Consider the following 17,365-nt stretch of genomic DNA (forward strand, 5'->3'; position numbering starts at 1 on the left):
ACACGGATGTGAATTTTTATTTGGAGGATATAATGACAACGTTATTCACTTCACTTTTAAAATGTATATCCACGTTACTACAAGCTAATTATCATTACTCTCAACATCAATCTGTCATGGATCATTCTTATTCGCTAGCCCCTATGTTTTCATTGGAACAAAGTGATGACGGGAGATCGTTGTGATAAGACGTTTTTATTCGATGTTAGTAGCCGTTTTTCTAACCATACCCTTATGTCTAACCATACCTAATGCGCTAGCCATGCCAAGTATTGCTTTGGAGCTCGCCGACACGTCGAGCCCCAAACATACTCTTTCGAGCTTCATCAGGGATTCGAGTGTGGTTATCGAGCATTGGAAAAATGAAACACTGCATCTTAAAGAAGCGCAGCATGCTTATTCACAAGTGATCCGAACCATGGATTTGTCTATGGTTCCGAATCGAAGCCGAACCGTTGTCGTGATGGAGAAAATAATTCTTCTTCGTGAGTTGTTGGATCGAATTGATCAAGGTACTCATCAGCTAGTGCCAAATGTCGAGCAAATAAGGGGAGAAGATATTGATCACTGGCGTTTAGGCAATACTGAGATCGTATTGTCTCGCCAAACTCTAGGCGATCGAACCGATCAGTTCCTATTTAGTTCTAACACCATTCAAAGCCTTTCTCGGTGGTATAGAACGATGTCAGTCCTTCCGTACTATGCCAAAGCTCGTCCAGACTATTATCAGGAATTTCTGATTAGCCCCGGACCTATGTTCTCTAAGCAATTTGTTCTTTCTTTACCTTCATCTTTTAATCAACTTTATGGGCCGCTTCCTTTATGGCAATGGCTTGCACTCACTGGCGTTTTGTCACTATGTAAGATAATGATAAGAATTAGCTTTTTGCTTGGTGAACGCTGGAATCGTCGCTGGGAAGGAAAAGGCTTGAAATGGCGGGCAGGTCGACTGTTGTCGCTAGTGGGCGTGGTGAATTTGCTGTTTTTAGCAAGATGGGTGATTGATGATGGGATATGGATTACAGGTGGTGTTTATCAGCTGTTCACCACCTTCTTCTTACTGGCTCAGTTCTTCTTCGTCTCATGGCTTATTATGGCCATTTTCAATTATTTCGCTGATATTTATGTATTCAAAAAGCACAATGGAAAGCACGTAGATTCGTCACTGATTACCGTATTAGCACGTATATTTGGCGGGTTGACGATCGCGATTCTTGGCATTTATGTCATCGAATTTATGGGGTTCTCAATCTCCCCAATATTGGCAGGTTTGGGTGTGGGTGGCTTAGCGGTTGCACTGGCCATTCGCCCTATATTGGAGAACGTAATCAACGGATTAACGCTTTATGCTGACGGGGGCGTAAAGATTGGTGAGTTTTGTCGTTATGGAGACAAACTAGGAACCATTGAGAGTATTGGTTTGCGTTCGACTCGAGTCCGGACGCTAGAGCGCTCTTTAATTACCATTCCTAACTCTGAATTTGCCAACATGGAAATTGATAACTTGGAGCGACGTGATAAGCGACGCATGGATCATGTGTTGAGATTGCGTTCCGAAACCACCCTTGAGCAATTACGCGTACTGATCGTTAATCTGCGCCGGCTGTTGCTACAACATCCAATCATCGAAGAAGATCCAGTTCGAGTGAGGCTCATGGGGGTTGGGGAATACTCCATCAATATTAATCTGATGGCTTACATTAGCTGTCGTGACCATGAAGAGTTCATGGCTGTCCAAGAGGATATTTTGTTTTCTGTATTGACCCAAGTCGAGAGCATTGGTGCGAATATAGCTCACTCTACGCAATATCAACTTGTGGATGTAAATGCCAATGACAATGAGGAACAGAAACGAAAAGCCGAACAGGTTGTTGCGCAGTGGCATGAAGAGCAAGCCTTCCCATTTCCTGATTTCAGCTTTGAATATAAGTACGAAATTAAAAATACCATCATGTATCCGGCGGCAACCTCTGCTGTGCGCCCACCTTCTGCTTAAAGCAGCCTCATACACGATTAACCTAAAGACACCTTGCCCCTAAGACATCGTACCCCTAAAGCGACCTATATATCGCTTTAGGGGTCAGAGCTTATCGTTAATAGTTTTTTAATTGAGGCCAGAAATCCCGCTCGCTATCGACCGTCAGGTTGAACAATACTATCAAAGTAGCTCTGCATGGTTTGATGCAATAGTTGGTGAAGTGGGAAGCCTCGTTTGGATTGCAGGTAGCCGCCCTCTACACCAATTTGGCGCATTTCTTTTGGTAAATTAGGTAATGGGTAACAGCGGAGTTCCGAATCATCTTCCGTCATAAAACTGCTGCCAAAAGAGAAGGCATCCGAATTTCTGAGCTTGCTTCGTAATACTGTGAGGCTATGCGTCGCCAGCACAATATTCGCGTTGTAGCCTTTTGATATATAGAGGTCTTCAATCGGAGCACGCTTGGTGTTAATGCCATCAATTAAGATTCTTGTTATTGGTAGGTGATGAATATCTTCCCATTCACTGCTTTTACTTAACACCGGGTGATCTTTACGCGCAATTAGGCTCAATTTTACTTCGGTGAGCTTATGTTGGTAGATATCTTGAGGTAATGGAATACCTGAAAGTTGTAGTAAATAATCGACTTGTCCATTCAGTACTTCTACCAAGCTTTTATCTTGCCAGTAGACCAATTTAAAGCTCGCTTGTGGTAAAGCTTCTTGTAGAACCTTAAAAACCCCGTCGCCATACAGTTCAAGTAGAAATATGTTTAATGCAATAGTGACTTCGCCGGTAAATATTTTAGGGTCAAAGTTGTGGTAGGACTCAACCACTTTTATCAAAGGGGAGTACATTTCATCGGCCGCTTCGGCGAGTTTCTCTGCCAATTCTGAAGGCTCGACGCCGTGTGCTTTACGAAGAAAAAGCTGGTCGCCAAAAGTTTCTCTTAACTTCGCCATCCCTCTGCTGACACTGGTTTGCGATATACCAAGCTTGTCTGCTGCTGCATGGGTATTACGAGTTTCAACAACCGCTTTAAGTAACTTGAGCAGATTTAGGTCTAAGTCTTGAAGTTCTTTCATGGGTTACCTTTTCGTAATGAAGTTCGAAAGCGTAACCTAAGAATAAGGGAAATTAGCCTTTGTTCAATAGTTTAAGAACGATATGTGTTAAAGAATGTTTGATACGGTTCGCAGCAATGCGCTGTGAGCAGAAGTTAGCTTTCAACGAAAGGCGTTCTAAATATCTTGAGTAAGTAAAAGGAGGGCTAGCAACATCCGTGTTACTAAAGGTGCTTAGGGCTTGATGTGATACAAGAGCTTCGAGTTAGAGTACTCGTTTTAGGTAGAGTCAAGGGCATTATAGTGAATGAGTGTAGCTACAGCGCATAGGTGTAGTGGATGCCCACCTTGTTGTCGGTTTCATCGTAGATACTATACTTAAATGAAATATTTTGGTTATCTGCGATTTGGTATGAAAAATTACCTTCCCAGTCTAATGTGTTGATTTTAAGTGTTTTGTCACTCAAGGACGTCGTGTAGATAGGTGCTATCATCATAGAGACTTGCTCTGTAATGGTAACGACACCGTACAATTGCGCCATAGCAATAGGTACGTCTTTATTAAGGTTATCGCTGGATATGACACCCGCGCCAAGAGTCGGTGCAATCAGTAATCGTTCATGCAGCGGCAGGACTTGCATCGCGTTCAATACGAAAGTGTGTGTGTCATGTCGGTCATCATATAAATAGTCTCCCATAACGCCACTACCGAAATTGGTGCTCAGTGCCGCGGCTCTGACTCTGTATGTGTCAAAACTGTTTAGAGACTGAGCAAAAATCAATCCCGCCCAATCGTCATTGATTGCTCTAGCATATCCAAATCCGGCATCAAGGCCTTCATTGCTGTACCCTAATTGAAGGGAGCTATAAGCGGCAGTCGGGTCGGTGAAATCAATGGGTGTTGTTTCAATGGTCGCTTCTGTAAACTCTTCTACCGCGGACTCAAAATCAATTGTGTTTTCATCAGCAATGGAATAAGCGCTGATAATACAGCTCAGTAATATTAGTTTAGTTTTCAAAGTGTCTCACTTATTTAAATATTTAAAAATTAGGTATTAAAAAATGAGCTGCCTATTACCGGCAGCTCTAATGATTTAGAATGAATGTTTAAAAGATAATAATGAAAGGTTATTACCATCATCATATTGATAGCTATAGACGAACGCGCTTGTGCTATTTAATTGATAACCAAGTTCTGCCGTGTAATCCCAATCTCTAAGCGTCGATTGGTTGCCATTCTTTTCTTTCACTTTACCTAAGCTGTAAGTGTATTCCGGTGTGAATCCTACCCACATGCTTGGGTTCAGGTTGTAAGTCATATCAAGTGATGCACTGGTGTAGTAAACACTGCTGCTCATCTGTTGATGCTTCAGGTTGCCAAGCGTTACTTGAGGTACAACAGAAAACTGTTCGTTAACCGTATTGGCCTTGTAGAGACTGAAGCTATAGTCATTCGCGCGCAAATTATCGGATTGGAAGTTGGTATCATGTTCATACTCAAAAACAAGCCCTAAGCCATCGCTTCTTTGAAAATCAAATCCCAATTCGTGGTTATCAAAATTGTCGTCACTGCTATATGAACTTAGCAAACTCCAATCGTTATTTAGTGACTTGGCATATTGAAGACCAATATCAAAATCGTTGCTGCCGTAACCAATATCAAACCCCGAATAATGTTGTTTAGAGTCAGAGAAATCAACATTGTTATTTGCAAGGACTAAAGGTGAAGAAATAAGTGATGCAATTAATAGAGATGTTTTAGTTAGTTTCATAAATATAAATCCAAGTTGTGTTTGTTTATGCCGCTATTTTATTTACTGACCGGGGAATAGACTATGAATTACAGCGATTCATATTTGCTAAACGTATATACCCAAGCACCTTGAGGTTACTTGGGTATAGACATAAAAAAGCCCCAACCAAAAATGGCTGAGGCTCAAAATTGGGCTGTTTGTTTACTTATAAGAGTTCATTGATCTCAAGAACGATTTCTTGAATCCCGAGAGTGAAAAACTGTACTCCCATACAGATCAATAGGAAGCCCATAATTCGGGTAAATGCATTGATGCCATTTTGACCAAGCGCCTTGAGCAGAGGGTACGCCATGGTTAATGTGAAGGTCGCAATAAGTGCAACGAGAGCAAGCCCTGCGACTACACCACCATAGACGCTAGTCATACTTGTGTGGTTTTCATAAGTAGCAATTTGAGCGGCCAGGCTGATGATCATCGCCATAGAACCAGGGCCACACAGTGAAGGAATGGTTAAAGGTACTAGTGCTATTGAATCTTGCCCAGAGGGGGCGGCTCCATTGTCGGGGCGAGGAAACAGCATATTGAAGCCAATCGCGACAATGATGATGCCACCACCTAAACGCAAGCTCGGTATTGAAATACTGAAGAGTTCGAGTACCGATGCACCAATGAAGAAGGTGATGCACAAGGCAATGAAAAGATAGACTCCAGTCGTTTTGGCTTGCGACACAATATAGCTCTTATCTCGTCCTTTACTCAAACCGAGTAAAACCGTTGCTGCTGCGGGTGGGTTCATGATGGGTAATAGGCCAAGAACCGTGAGTGTCATATAGGTGAACAATGTTTCTAAATGCATAAGAATCCCCATTTTGTGGTGGAAGAAAAAGTTAAATCACAGTAAAAAAGCGTGTGCTAGATACAGAACACTGAAGAACGAAATTGCGTCGGTTAAGGTTGTCAGCATTGGGCTTGATAGCATGGCTGGGTCGAAGTTGAGCCGTTTTAGTAGCAAGGGCAATGTACCTCCAATCACGACGGCAAGAGTGGAAGAAAGTGTGTAAGCAATGGCGATAACCAATGGCAATCCAGAGTGCTCCCCGCCAAGCGTGAACAGCGTAAGCAGAGCCAGAACACCACCAATTAGTATTCCATTGATCGCGCCGATTGGAATCTCTTTCGCGACCACATACAGCAGGTCTTTGGCTGAGATCTGCCCCATAGATAATTCACGTATCGACACTGCAACGGATTGATTCCCGGCCGCACCAGAAAGATTGGCGACAAGCGGCAACACGGCCGCTAAGACGGCAATTTGTTCAATGATGGGTTCGTAAATAGCAATGATTGAAATCGCGGCATAACTTAAGGCGACTGAGGGCAATAAAAAGGCGAGTCGACGTAGGTTACGTTTTAGTACTGGCATGGTGCGAGACTCATCACCTCCAAATACACCGGATTGCTCCAGCATTTGCTGCTTCGAACGTTGGTATAAGGCTTCATTGAGATGTTTAAAACCGACGATGCCTATTTGGAAACCTTGTTCATCAACGATGGGAACAACGGGGTGTAAAGTGGTGTCCAGCATACTTTTAATCGTATTTAGATCCGTGTCAGGGCTGATAACGGGCACTGTGGTATCTATGTATTCCCTTAATGGCGTGCCACGTGGCAGCAGCAGTACATCACGGATCTTCAGCCCACCTAAATAGCTGCCTTCAGTGTCATGCAAGTAAACGTAGCGCCACTCTAGTCGATCTAAATTGTGTTCTTCTGCGCTTAATATTGCGCTCAAACTGTCGATGGTAGCGTCTGCTGCCAGTTTGAGGACTTCGCTTTTACAAATCCCTCCGGCAGAGTCTTGTGGGTAGCTCAAGGCTGCACGCTCTTCGTCTTTCCATGTTGAAGGTAGGGCTTGCCTGAGCTGTTTTTGTAGGTCGCTTGGCAGCTCATTGAGTAGCAGCCGGCGGTCTGCGGAATGCAAATATTGAAATAGCACTATGGTGCTACTCTCAGATAGCTGACTGATCAGCCATAGAAGCTCGGGATCAGATAAGTGATCAAGTAAGTTGGCAGCAAGGCTTGGGTTTACTTCGCTTAATAGAGTCCAAGTGGCGATACGTTGCTGGTCAGAGAGCTTCCTTAAGACTGATGGCAGTTCGACGGGTTCAGCCTCTAGAAGCGTTTGATTCAGTCGTTTAGCCTTTCTTAGAGTTAGACACTCCAGTATTTTGAGGTACAGCTTTTCCGCCCCTTCTGATGAAAAAGCTAATGTAATTAATGTCATATGTTAGACCTTTGACAATAAGTGAGAATACAATTGAAGCGATTTTTATTCGGATGTTTGTGGTTGTCGCTTCTTGGTCGCAAGCCGAATAAAGAGGGCGATAAATGCAGTAACCATCAGGATTAAACTGCCCATTAAGAACCACTTTGTAATCAACTCTTGATATTGAGAGACGAATGGGTGTCGCATGATCCACTTTCCTATCAGCAATAAACTGAAGACCCATGTAATCGAGCTAGTGAAGCTAACAATCAGCGTTCTTATTGCGCTGAGTTGTGCAACGCCCATCAACATTGGGGTCAGTACGCGAACAAATGGGACAAACCGCGAAAGGAACAGGGACAAAAACCCGAATCGGTTTAACAGTTTTTTTGCCTTGGGTAACGATTCATCTGGCAGTGTTTGTTCAGCTTTACGCATGAACGGAGTATTGTGCAGCCATCGCCCTTGAAGGTAGGCAATGATACTGCCCAAAAAAGAGGCACTGGTTAGAAGCATTAGAGCACTTGAAAAATCAATCGCGCCCAAACCAACCATACCCCCGACAAACAGCACTAGGCCGTCACCGGGTAGTGGTAAGAAAACAAAACTCGACTCAAGGAAAAGCACGACACCAAGCAAAAGCAATAAAACGTGCAGTGAATTCAATTCAAGTAAGGCATCAAAGTCTTGCAGCCAAATCGCGGAAATAATCTCTTGCATGGAAACTCCAAGTTAACGTGGGCTCTGGCTGTTGATAGCCGGAGCCCACAATGCGTTTTAATCAAACATCAAGATGATGTAGGCAAAGAACAGGATGAGGTGGGTTGCACCATTGAGCGAGTTAGTTCTCCCGCTGCTAAAGCTCACGCTTGTCATTAATAGCGTTGCACCTAATAACACCATTTCTGCAGGGGCAAGGCCGAGTTGGATGGGTTCGTTCATTACCCCTGAAATCAGCAGAACAGCGGGAACGGTTAGTGCAATAGTGGCGAGAACTGAGCCAAAGAAGAGGTTCATCGCACGCTGTAATTGATTGGTCACGGCGGCTTTAACGGCACCAACCGCTTCAGGTGCGAGAATAATCAAGGCAACAATCAAACCACCTAGAGCCGCAGGTGCGCCCATTTCCGTGATGCCATCGTTAATTGGAATCGCGAGGCTTTTTGCTAACAAAATCACCACCATCAAATAGCTCACCAGCATAATTGTGTGGAATATATTGCTGTGCAGAGGGCCGTGATGTTCGTGATGATCTTCATTATCACCATCAATGAAGTAGTCGGTATGGCTGCGTGTTTGGATGAACAGGAATACGGCATACAAGGCGATCGAAGCGAGCACTAATGTCCAAGTTAGGCTGGTCGACATGTTACCCAGCGAATCCATACTGGTGAAATTAGGCAGTACCAAGCACAGTAATGAGAGTGGAATAATGGCCACCAAGTACGCTTTTATTCCATCAAGGTTGTAGGTTTGGGTATGGTATTTCATCCCACCGATTAACAAGGTGATACCGACAAAGCCATTAAGCACCGCCATCACGACAGCAAACATGGTGTCACGCGCTAGGAAGGGATTCGATTCTCCAGTCAGCATAACGGACGAGACCATAATGACTTCGAGCAAGACAACAGACAGCGTTAATATAAGAGTACCGTATGGGTCGCCAAGCTTGATCGCCAGCGCATCTGAGTGGCGAACAACCGAAAAAATGGCGCTCATCACCGCGTAAAACAGCACCGCAGTAATCATTATGTAGGCGAACTGAGACAGCTCTCCTGTGAGTAAGTTGTCGCCGATCAGTTTGAAAAATAGAACGGCAACGATGCCAAGTGGCAGTTTGTATTCTTGTTTGAGTACGTTGAGCATGTTGAGCCTTTATTGAGTAACCGAAGGCTCGCTAATGTCCTTTAACGAGAGTAAATCGGGTGAATACTGCAATTTCCTGTGCAGCAAACGGTTCGTTTCAAGTTATGCGTTTAAGCTTTTGCATCTAAAACGATATCTACAAAGCTATGCGTCTAACCATGTTGCTAACTTAAGGTGAACCGATGATTCAGACTATGAATTAGAGAAATTCTTTGTTGCTATCAGACGACCGACATTCGCCTAATAGCGTGCTAAGCAAGCAGTAAGCAATGAGCGCAGTAAGTAAAAGCTAAGGCATGCTTTCAAGGGATTCAGTTTCTTCCGGTTTATAGTGGGTTGGTTTCAAGCCCACACGAGTTGGCAAGAGTGTGCCAATAGAGATAGAAGACCATGTCCCACTTAAAATCCCGACACACAGTGCAATGGCGAAACCTTCTAGTGCGCTCCCTCCTAACAACCACAATGCTGAGACTGTGACTAAGGTGGTGCCTGATGTGACAAGCGTTCGTGACAACGTTGACACTATGGACTGATCGAGAAGGGCATCGGTTTCACCGTCTGGCTTCGCACGAAATACCTCGCGAATTCGATCTGAAATGATGATCGAGTCATTCAGGGAGTAGCCCATCACTGCCAGTAAAGCGGCCAACACGGTTAGGTTGAATTCAATTTGAGTCACCGCAAAGAGCCCTAGCACAATAACAATGTCGTAAATCAACGCCGCAATTGAACCTAGCGCTAATCGCCATTCAAATCGGTAGCTCAAGTACAGCAAGGTAAGAACGAAACAAGCCAAAATCGCTAAGCCGCCTTGTTCGACCATTTCTAACCCAACCTGAGGGCCAATTACGCTGCTGTTAGCAATGTGAAAATTGCTGTCTATTGGCAACAGCGCTTGGTTAAGTGCGTCTCGCAAATCGAGGTCTGTATCATTGAAACGCAGTTGCCAATTTCCCTCACTGCCTGCCGCCGTCACTTGAACATCTTGGCTCAGTGCTGAGTCGAGGTGAGATTTGAGCTGAACTTGAGTTACGTTTGGTTTTGTTTGAATATCGGCGACAACACCTCCCGTAAAGTCGAGCCCCCAATTGAACCCCCTTGCAACGATTGATGTAATGGAAAGCGTCAAAAGAATCAGAGATATCATCGTCATCAATTGACGTATTTTGGTGACGCTAATTGATTTGGTCATTACAGTTTCACCTCATGTGAGGTGTCTCTTCCCCACAAATAATTGATAAGAATTCGAGACGCAAATACGCCGGTAAATAAGCTAGTCAGTAGGCCTAATCCGAGTGTGATAGCAAAGCCTTGAATTGGGCCGTTACCTATTGCATACAAAGCGATGGCAACGATCATAGTGGTGAGGTTGGCATCGAAAATTGAAGAGAATGCACTATCGAACCCTCGATCTATGGCTTGGGAAAAGTTTCTGCCTTCTCGCATTTTGTCTTTGATGCGTTCAAAGATAAGCACGTTGGTATCGACAGCCATCCCCACGGTTAGCACAAGCCCAGCAATGCCCGGAAGCGTTAGCACAGCGCCAGGAATGAGCGCCAATAGGCCAAACAGACACACTAAGTTGATAGTCAGTGCAGCATTCGCAACCCAGCCAAGGCGTCGATACCAACAAGCGATAAATACCAATGTAAAACCAAGCCCCAAGGCGAGTGCAGCAAAGCCATTTTTGACGTTTTCAGCACCAAGAGTTGGCCCGATTGTGCGTTCTTCAACAATGGTAACAGGAGCGGTGAGTGAGCCAGCTCTCAATAGAAGAGCCAGGTTTTGAGCGTCTGCCATTGACCCCGCGCCAGTGATGCGAAAGCGGTTACCCAGCGTTGATTGAATTGTCGCTACGCTGATAACTTCGCTTTGCTCGATGGATTGTCCTGTCTCTGATTGACTGTATTCACTGTACAGAGTCGCCATCGGGTTTCCGATATTGCTGCGCGAGTGATTGGTCATCAGCCGCCCCCCCGTGCTATCAAGAGTGATGTTAACTTCGGGTGTTCCCATTTCTCCTAGGCTGGCGCGTGCATCGATAATATGCTCGCCCCCTAAGATACTGTTTCTATGCAGAATGACAGGTCTACCATCTTGGTCATTGATGGATTTTGTTCGTGCGCTGACATTAGGCTCCACATGGTAAAACGCTAACGATGCAGTGGCGCCGATAATGTTTTTTGCGGATGTCGGGTCTTGTACTCCGGGCAGTTCGATGCGAATTCGATTTTCACCTTGGCGTTGGACTGCGGCTTCCGTGATCCCTAGCTCTTCTATGCGGCCTCGCATTGTTTGAAGATTTTGTGTCACGGTCAGAGTTCGAATCGCGCGTTTCTCTTCCTCATCCATTGAGATCATTAAGCGCTCACCAGATTGGCTCAGAGTCCAATTTGGATACTGTGTTCTTAAGTGGATTCGAATATCGCCAAGTAATGCTTCGTTATATCGAGCAATGACCACCTCACCGCTTTCTACACGACCGCGTACACGAAACTCCTGACGAAGGTCGTCGATCACCGATTGCGCGTGAGCATTAAAGACAGGGGCTAGGTCAACGTCTAACAGAAATTGCACACCACCGCGCAGATCTAATCCAAACTTAATCGGCTGAAAGCCCAGCGATGTTAGCCAAGAAGGAGCTGAAGGTTCGAGCGTGAGGGCAACGGTCTCCGATGGTTGGATAAAATCGGACATCAAAGCTTGTGCGGGGGCTTGTTGCCCGCTTGAAGCAAACGTCACAACTAACCTATCGTTGTTTTCGCTAACACTGTGAACATCAATGCTATTGTCCACAAGATAACGATATACATCATCAGCGTGTGTCGAATGCGTTTGGTTTGAAATGTGCAAAGCTTCACGTTCACCAAATGCAGAGGGTAGGGCACTGAGAAGCATCAGTACTACAGACAACACGAGAACGATGACCTTCCATTTAGCTGAATAATTTATGGGTGCGATTGAGCGCTTTAACTTCATTTTGGTTGCATCTTATTGATTAACGCATACGTAAATAGCACCAAGCTTATTTATTAAATAAGCACCAGTATTAATCATGTATGAGTTGAAACTAAGGGATCCTAAAGGTTATCGATGACGCTTTCGGTTTTATCGATAAACCTAACTGTTGGTTACTGAGCTATCTTAGTTTCTTGATTCAATAGAACTATGGGTTAGAGAAATTCATATTTGGTTTGCTCGACTTTGCATATATGAATTTCTCTAATTCCTCGCAGAGATTCGATTTATTTAAAACAATGTAATCTGAATTAATGATTGAGGATAAATCTACGTGGATTGCACAATATATTTAAACGATCGCAAATATAGAGTTTGCGATATTGGTGAAGGGAGATGCACTCTAGTGCTTAGTTACGCAGAAGGTATAGAGTCATTGCATGAGCACTTTAGCCATCAGTTTCTTGAGATAGAAAGAATGATAGTCATCGATATATCAACATGTTGGAGTGGAGAAATCGACACACTGTGCGAAAAGGATCGCTGTGAATTAATCGGAGATGTTCGGTTATTAACTGACATCTATTGGCTCGATGATTTTGAAATTAAAACAGATAAAGGACAAGAAATATTCCAAGGGATTTCTGCACTAGCGCTATCGACTGAATAGAAAACCTATTGATATGTTTGTCTACGGCGTTGATTTTTAAGTTGCTCTAGTTTGTTGGGGAGTGACAAACTAGAGCAACTTGTCTTGGCATAAAATTAGCTTCGAAAGCTGAATACTAGTCATCAATAATTAACGTGAGGTATTGAAAAGTATCAGGAAGCACCTTTTGTAAATAAACCAATTGCATATGGATATTGTTTTGTAGAGTATTAGGGCACTCATTAATGATGGGTCATTAAAACAATAACAAGGATACTTAAAACAATGAAAATGCGTTTAAATCTAAGCCTTTTCCTAATTTCTACAGCTCTTAGTCCAGTTGCGCTTGCTGATATTACATACCCTGATGGCTACTACCTCGAAGCTGAAGGACTCAACGGAAATGCGTTAAAAGATATGCTCGGTGTGATTGCTGCTCGTGGGCAAAAGCAATTAACGTACACTCAAGTTTGGTCTGCATTGAAAGACACCAACGAAGACCCGAACAATCCGAACAACGTGATTCTGTATTACAGCGGCCGTTCACAATCCAAAGACTTTACCTCATCGGGTAACAACGACAAAAATGCTTGGAACCGTGAACACCTTTGGCCTAAATCTTTTGGCTTTAAGCGCAAAGATCAATGGGGCTATACCGATATCCACCACCTGCAACCAACCGACGCAGAGCTTAACTCCATCCGTTCAAATAAAGACTTTGATTTTGGCGGTTCGCCATTGAAAAAGTCGCCACTGAACAAAACGGATTACGACAGCTTTGAACCTCGTGATGCAGTGAAAGGTGATACCGCACGTTCAATTTTCTACATGGCTGTGCGCTATGAGGGCAACAACGCAAACATGCCTGACTTGTATCTGGTTGATGACACTTCGAGTACGTCAGGTAAACCTAAAGTTGGAAAGCTATGTACGTTGCTTCAATGGCATAACGCTGACCCAGTAGACAACTGGGAACGTCAACGCCACGAGAAAGCCGTGCAGTGGCAAGGTAACCGCAACCCGTTCATTGATAACCCAAGCTGGGTAAACGATATTTATGGCAGCCGATGTAACGGTTGATTTTATTCTTATTCGTCTGTTAAAAATTAAAGCTTCTCATTTCAGAAATATGCTGTTGGCTTAATACCCAGTCAACTCCATATAGCCAGATCCGGAATGAGAACCTTTAATCATGATTGGCCCCTCCCAATAAGGAACCGACAGCGGCATTTTGGCATTTGGATTGAGTGCCGAGACGGTCAGTTCGATCTGTTGAGTTGGAATTGAAATTTGCCATTCTGTTGGATAATCGCGTCCGTCGATTTCTGTTTGCTTGACGGCGGTTAGGGTTATCTCTTGTTGTGAAATGGCAATGCCAGAACCGTCTTGCTGCATTAATCTTGCGTTAGCATAACTGGCTTCGCCTGATGTTGAGTTTCGAAGCTGAAATACCACTAAGCTGGTTTCATCACTCAGCCTTAGCGCAAACCAATCCCAGCCTTGTTGCGAGTCGAGTAAAAACTGCGAGCTCCACTCTCTGTCTATCCAACCTTTGCCAGAAACCTGATGCGTGATGCCATCAATGGTTACCTCGCCCGATACATCAATGAATGGTTGGCTGTAGTAATAGGAAGCCACTTTGCCATCGCTACTTTTAGTGCTGTAACCTTGTTCGCCTTGCTTTTGATATGGCGCGTTGTTGGTTAACTTAAGCGAATATCCAAATTGATCCGAGTTGGCGCCCAATGTGGCTGGGAACAGGTCATCGGTCGTCGATGTCCATTGCCAATCATCAAGATAAACACGAAACGGCGAATCGCTTACACCCGCCAGTTCAGCTTGGTCACGTGACCATTTTTCATCGGCATAGTGTTTGTCTTCGGTGGTGACAGCGCTGTGTGCCATGTAGATTTGCTGACTTTGCCACGTAGTTTCCTTGGTGCTATTGCCACTTTCCTGTGGTGCAGCCGCAAAGCGGAACTGTGTCCACTGCACGCCTAAAGTGTTACCGTCTTCATCAATTAAGTTTGCGGTTAAGTACCACCATTCATGACGAAAATCTGGGTGTGCTTGATGGTCGGCAGGGAAGGTGATGTCGATACCTTTTACTACCGGCGTGAATTGCTCAGCCTCTTTTTGTGTTTCATCGTCGGTTTGTGTTTCTGCGCCAAGTATCGAACCCATATTTTGAGCTGTTTGCTGTGTGGACTCGTGTCCAGATTCCTCGCATCCTAAAAGGAGCAAGATGCCAAGTGTGAGAACGAAAACTCTCATTGATCGATTCATCACAACACCTCACTTTGCAAACTGGATACCACGGGTTTGCTGACCAAACGCCACAGTGGAATCAAGGTCGCAAACACAGCCACTAGAATGGTGATGGCTGCGATGCTGAGTGCGTCACTCCAATTCCATACGTAATTTAAGCTCCAACCAAAGGCGCGCAGGGTGACGATGTCCGTCAACACATAACCGACCATAGCGCCGAGTGGTAAGGCGATAACCAGAGTGAAGGCGACCAGAACAACGATTTGCCCGACCACCATCGCCATCAATTTTTTCTGACTAACACCGAGCGCATACAGCCTTGCAATGGCGGCTTTGCGTGCATCGAGCAACATGAAACAGGCGCAGAACAACCCTATCACCGCCACCATTAAAGTGACGCCATTAAGCGCCCGAGTGATGGCAAAGGTTTGTGAGAAGATATCTAAAGCGATCGATTTGATCTGTGCTTGATCGTAAAGCTGACTTGGGTGCAGATTGAGTTGCTGGCGTAGCTGTTCGTACACCACTTGTGGGTCGCCAGAAACTTTGATTCCCAAGCTGGTGGGTAAGTCAGTAAATCCACTTTCGAGCCATAAATTAGGTGCAAGCAACACTTCGCCATTCGGTGAGCCGTAATCGTGGAAAATCGCCCCGACGATGAGTGTTTTGTCTTGGATCGCGTCGAGCTTGAGTTGGCTTCCAAGGGACAAGCCGAGCTTCACCGCCGTAGGTTCGCTGATTGCCACGAACTCACCTTGGTAAAAGCGCGTCCAGAAGTCATTAAGGTAGGATTGGAACACCATGGTTTGCTCAAGTGTGTCTTTGTCTTTGGTGCCGAGCAAAGTAGGTAAGCCCTGCAAGTTATCGTCGACATAATATTGCTTATAAACGGTTTCAACATTTTCAAACTGCTCTAACGCACGTTCCACATTCGCGATTTCACCTTGGGCAGGGCTAAAGTAAATATCGGCATGTAAGCGCTGTTCAAGCCATTGCTTTAACGTGGATTCAAAGCTGCCGACTAAGGTATTCATTCCGATATTGGCGGTGACGGCGAGAAGCAACGCCATCATGGCAAGGGAGAGAGGGGAGATAAGTTCACGCAGCTCAGCGAACAGATATTGTATTAACCCCGATTGGGTGCGTTTTTCGCTCCAGTTCGCTAGCACGCTGAGTGTTTTGGGCAAATACAAAGGAATCGACACCACTAACACACCGAGCCATGCCATGGTGAAGCGATGATGTTCGCTCAGCCATAACCCTGCTAACGCGACAATGGTTAATGCTGATCCTATAACAAACAGCTGATTTTCGTTAGACGCTTCCGGCGCTTGATAGAAACCGCCATGGGAAGAGAGGGGTTGTCGCACGCGCTGTTTAAAGTGCTGCCAACACGCGACAAGCGTTGCGGCCAGCGTGAGTAGCAGTGCCTGCACTAACCATTGCCACTGCCATGTGCCGGGAAGCAGTGTTGCACCATAAAGTTGCTCAAGCGTTATCGCGACGGTTGGGTGTAGCCAATGGCTGAGTTGAATGCCGAAAATGAAACCAAGCGACGCGCCCAGTGTGACTAAAACAGTCAGCTCGACTAACAGAGCTGAAAATACTATGCTTGGCGCAATCCCAGCTTGTTGAATTTGTACCAACAGCCGATTACGTTTCAGCAAACTGTACTTCACACCGTTGTAAGCGATGAACAGACCAACTAAAAACGCCAACAAACTCATGGCGGTGAGATTGAGGTGAAAGCTATCGGTAATTGAACCGAGATCCGTGCTTTGGTTGTTGGATATCCATTGCCCTTGCTCGCCAATAAGGCTTTGCCATTTATCCTGAGCATTGCTGTTAGTGTCGCTCTTAGTGTCAAAAATAGCGATGTAGCTCAGTTGCCCTTGCTTGTTAAGCAGTTGCTGAGCGAACCCAATATCCATCAACATTCGGCTACCTAGCTGCCATTCATCTGGTAGCACTACCACTTGAGTGAGCACTTCATCCAAAGTGAGCGTGTCCACTTCGTCCCAACTCTGGTGCTGAGATTGGCTCATCATTACAATGGGTTCACCCGCTAAGAGTTGCGGCAAAGGTAAGGCATTGTCGAACAGGGAAATGTTTGGCTCTTTGGCTTGAGTATTGCTTTGTTCGTCGACGCGAGCGTGACGAGATCTTGAAGTGAGGGCGGCGATCAACTCACTGCCTTGAACTGACCAACGTCGACCTTGCTCGTCTCTTACTCGCCCTTCTATAACAGGTAGCGCTGCGCTTAATCCACTTTGTCTTAAGCTGAAGTAGAGCGATTCCGGCAAATAGTTTTGCCCTGCTGGTGGAATGATAAGGTTCTGCGCTTGAGCGCTAAGTTGCTCGGTCGATTCTGCATAACTGCGCTTGGCATTGAGGTTGATGGCTTGCACTGCGACAAACAAGGAGACCGCTAACACAATGCCGATCAGAATCGCTGCGGCTTGCAATGGTGATTGACGATAGTGCGCCGCGAATAGATTCAGAGTCAGTTTGGTATGGGTGAGCTGGTTCTGAGCAAAGCCAGTTTGCTTCATTGTATTA

General features: G+C 45.1%; 14 protein-coding genes. 3 read left to right on the plus strand and 11 right to left on the minus strand.

What is annotated here, in order from left to right; translation table 11 throughout:
• Positions 1-262: 262 nt before the first annotated feature.
• Entirely contained in the window at positions 263-1,996 is a 1,734-nt protein-coding gene (locus AACU28_RS02505; RefSeq protein WP_121602272.1) for a mechanosensitive ion channel family protein, read from the plus strand.
• A gap of 134 nt (positions 1,997-2,130) precedes the next feature.
• Here AACU28_RS02505 and AACU28_RS02510 read toward each other — a convergent pair whose 3' ends face one another.
• The 9 genes from AACU28_RS02510 to secD all read right to left on the minus strand — a co-directional run bounded on the left by AACU28_RS02510 (position 2,131) and on the right by secD (position 11,910).
• Positions 2,131-3,063: a LysR family transcriptional regulator gene (locus AACU28_RS02510; RefSeq protein WP_017091760.1), complete on the minus strand. Its 933-nt coding sequence runs from the start codon at positions 3,061-3,063 to the stop codon at positions 2,131-2,133.
• Between the two features lie 296 nt (positions 3,064-3,359).
• Positions 3,360-4,061: a hypothetical protein gene (locus AACU28_RS02515; RefSeq protein WP_012600215.1), complete on the minus strand. Its 702-nt coding sequence runs from the start codon at positions 4,059-4,061 to the stop codon at positions 3,360-3,362.
• A gap of 75 nt (positions 4,062-4,136) precedes the next feature.
• Positions 4,137-4,814, minus strand: a complete 678-nt coding sequence (locus tag AACU28_RS02520) for a hypothetical protein (RefSeq protein WP_102462207.1) — start codon at positions 4,812-4,814, stop codon at positions 4,137-4,139.
• A gap of 187 nt (positions 4,815-5,001) precedes the next feature.
• A complete protein-coding gene (locus tag AACU28_RS02525) occupies positions 5,002-5,652 on the minus strand; it encodes a MarC family NAAT transporter (RefSeq protein WP_017091757.1) in 651 nt (216 codons plus the stop codon).
• A gap of 36 nt (positions 5,653-5,688) precedes the next feature.
• Positions 5,689-7,080: a magnesium transporter gene (locus AACU28_RS02530; protein ID WP_121602273.1), complete on the minus strand. Its 1,392-nt coding sequence runs from the start codon at positions 7,078-7,080 to the stop codon at positions 5,689-5,691.
• A 45-nt stretch (positions 7,081-7,125) separates the two neighbouring features.
• A complete protein-coding gene (locus tag AACU28_RS02535; RefSeq protein WP_121602274.1) occupies positions 7,126-7,782 on the minus strand; it encodes a DedA family protein in 657 nt (218 codons plus the stop codon).
• Positions 7,783-7,839: 57 nt separating this feature from the next.
• Positions 7,840-8,931: a calcium:proton antiporter gene (locus tag AACU28_RS02540; RefSeq protein WP_012600221.1), complete on the minus strand. Its 1,092-nt coding sequence runs from the start codon at positions 8,929-8,931 to the stop codon at positions 7,840-7,842.
• A gap of 289 nt (positions 8,932-9,220) precedes the next feature.
• A complete protein-coding gene (gene secF, locus AACU28_RS02545) occupies positions 9,221-10,123 on the minus strand; it encodes a protein translocase subunit SecF (RefSeq protein ID WP_012600222.1) in 903 nt (300 codons plus the stop codon).
• Entirely contained in the window at positions 10,123-11,910 is a 1,788-nt protein-coding gene (gene secD, locus AACU28_RS02550) for a protein translocase subunit SecD (protein WP_121602275.1), read from the minus strand. Before secD ends, secF begins: the two co-directional genes overlap by 1 nt.
• 385 nt (positions 11,911-12,295) lie before the next feature.
• Here secD and AACU28_RS02555 point away from each other — a divergent pair, with 385 nt between their 5' ends.
• Together AACU28_RS02555 and AACU28_RS02560 are read left to right on the plus strand one after the other, a co-directional pair.
• Positions 12,296-12,559, plus strand: a complete 264-nt coding sequence (locus AACU28_RS02555) for a hypothetical protein (RefSeq protein WP_017091753.1) — start codon at positions 12,296-12,298, stop codon at positions 12,557-12,559.
• A gap of 264 nt (positions 12,560-12,823) precedes the next feature.
• Complete coding sequence (locus AACU28_RS02560) at positions 12,824-13,618, plus strand: endonuclease I family protein (protein WP_102567354.1); 795 nt, start codon at positions 12,824-12,826, stop codon at positions 13,616-13,618.
• Between the two features lie 60 nt (positions 13,619-13,678).
• On the opposite strand, the gene AACU28_RS02565 is transcribed toward AACU28_RS02560, so the two are convergent.
• Positions 13,679-14,824, minus strand: coding sequence for a lipocalin-like domain-containing protein (locus tag AACU28_RS02565; RefSeq protein ID WP_121602276.1), 1,146 nt, complete (start codon positions 14,822-14,824; stop codon positions 13,679-13,681).
• Positions 14,824-17,358 (minus strand): ABC transporter permease, encoded by a 2,535-nt coding sequence (locus AACU28_RS02570; RefSeq protein WP_121602277.1) that lies wholly within the window; start codon positions 17,356-17,358, stop codon positions 14,824-14,826. Before AACU28_RS02570 ends, AACU28_RS02565 begins: the two co-directional genes overlap by 1 nt.
• Positions 17,359-17,365: the final 7 nt, after the last annotated feature.

Source organism: Vibrio sp. SBT000027 (assembly GCF_963894355.1).
Lineage (GTDB): Bacteria > Pseudomonadota > Gammaproteobacteria > Enterobacterales > Vibrionaceae > Vibrio > Vibrio splendidus.

Coding starts and splice junctions, on each gene's coding strand:
- AACU28_RS02505 (WP_121602272.1), top strand. CDS start 263: ATGCCAAGTATTGCTTTGGAGCTCGCCGACACGTCGAGCCCCAAACAT.
- AACU28_RS02510 (WP_017091760.1), bottom strand. CDS start 3,063: ATGAAAGAACTTCAAGACTTAGACCTAAATCTGCTCAAGTTACTTAAA.
- AACU28_RS02520 (WP_102462207.1), bottom strand. CDS start 4,814: ATGAAACTAACTAAAACATCTCTATTAATTGCATCACTTATTTCTTCA.
- AACU28_RS02525 (WP_017091757.1), bottom strand. CDS start 5,652: ATGCATTTAGAAACATTGTTCACCTATATGACACTCACGGTTCTTGGC.
- AACU28_RS02530 (WP_121602273.1), bottom strand. CDS start 7,080: ATGACATTAATTACATTAGCTTTTTCATCAGAAGGGGCGGAAAAGCTG.
- AACU28_RS02535 (WP_121602274.1), bottom strand. CDS start 7,782: ATGCAAGAGATTATTTCCGCGATTTGGCTGCAAGACTTTGATGCCTTA.
- AACU28_RS02540 (WP_012600221.1), bottom strand. CDS start 8,931: ATGCTCAACGTACTCAAACAAGAATACAAACTGCCACTTGGCATCGTT.
- secF (WP_012600222.1), bottom strand. CDS start 10,123: ATGACCAAATCAATTAGCGTCACCAAAATACGTCAATTGATGACGATG.
- secD (WP_121602275.1), bottom strand. CDS start 11,910: ATGAAGTTAAAGCGCTCAATCGCACCCATAAATTATTCAGCTAAATGG.
- AACU28_RS02560 (WP_102567354.1), top strand. CDS start 12,824: ATGAAAATGCGTTTAAATCTAAGCCTTTTCCTAATTTCTACAGCTCTT.
- AACU28_RS02565 (WP_121602276.1), bottom strand. CDS start 14,824: ATGAATCGATCAATGAGAGTTTTCGTTCTCACACTTGGCATCTTGCTC.
- AACU28_RS02570 (WP_121602277.1), bottom strand. CDS start 17,358: ATGAAGCAAACTGGCTTTGCTCAGAACCAGCTCACCCATACCAAACTG.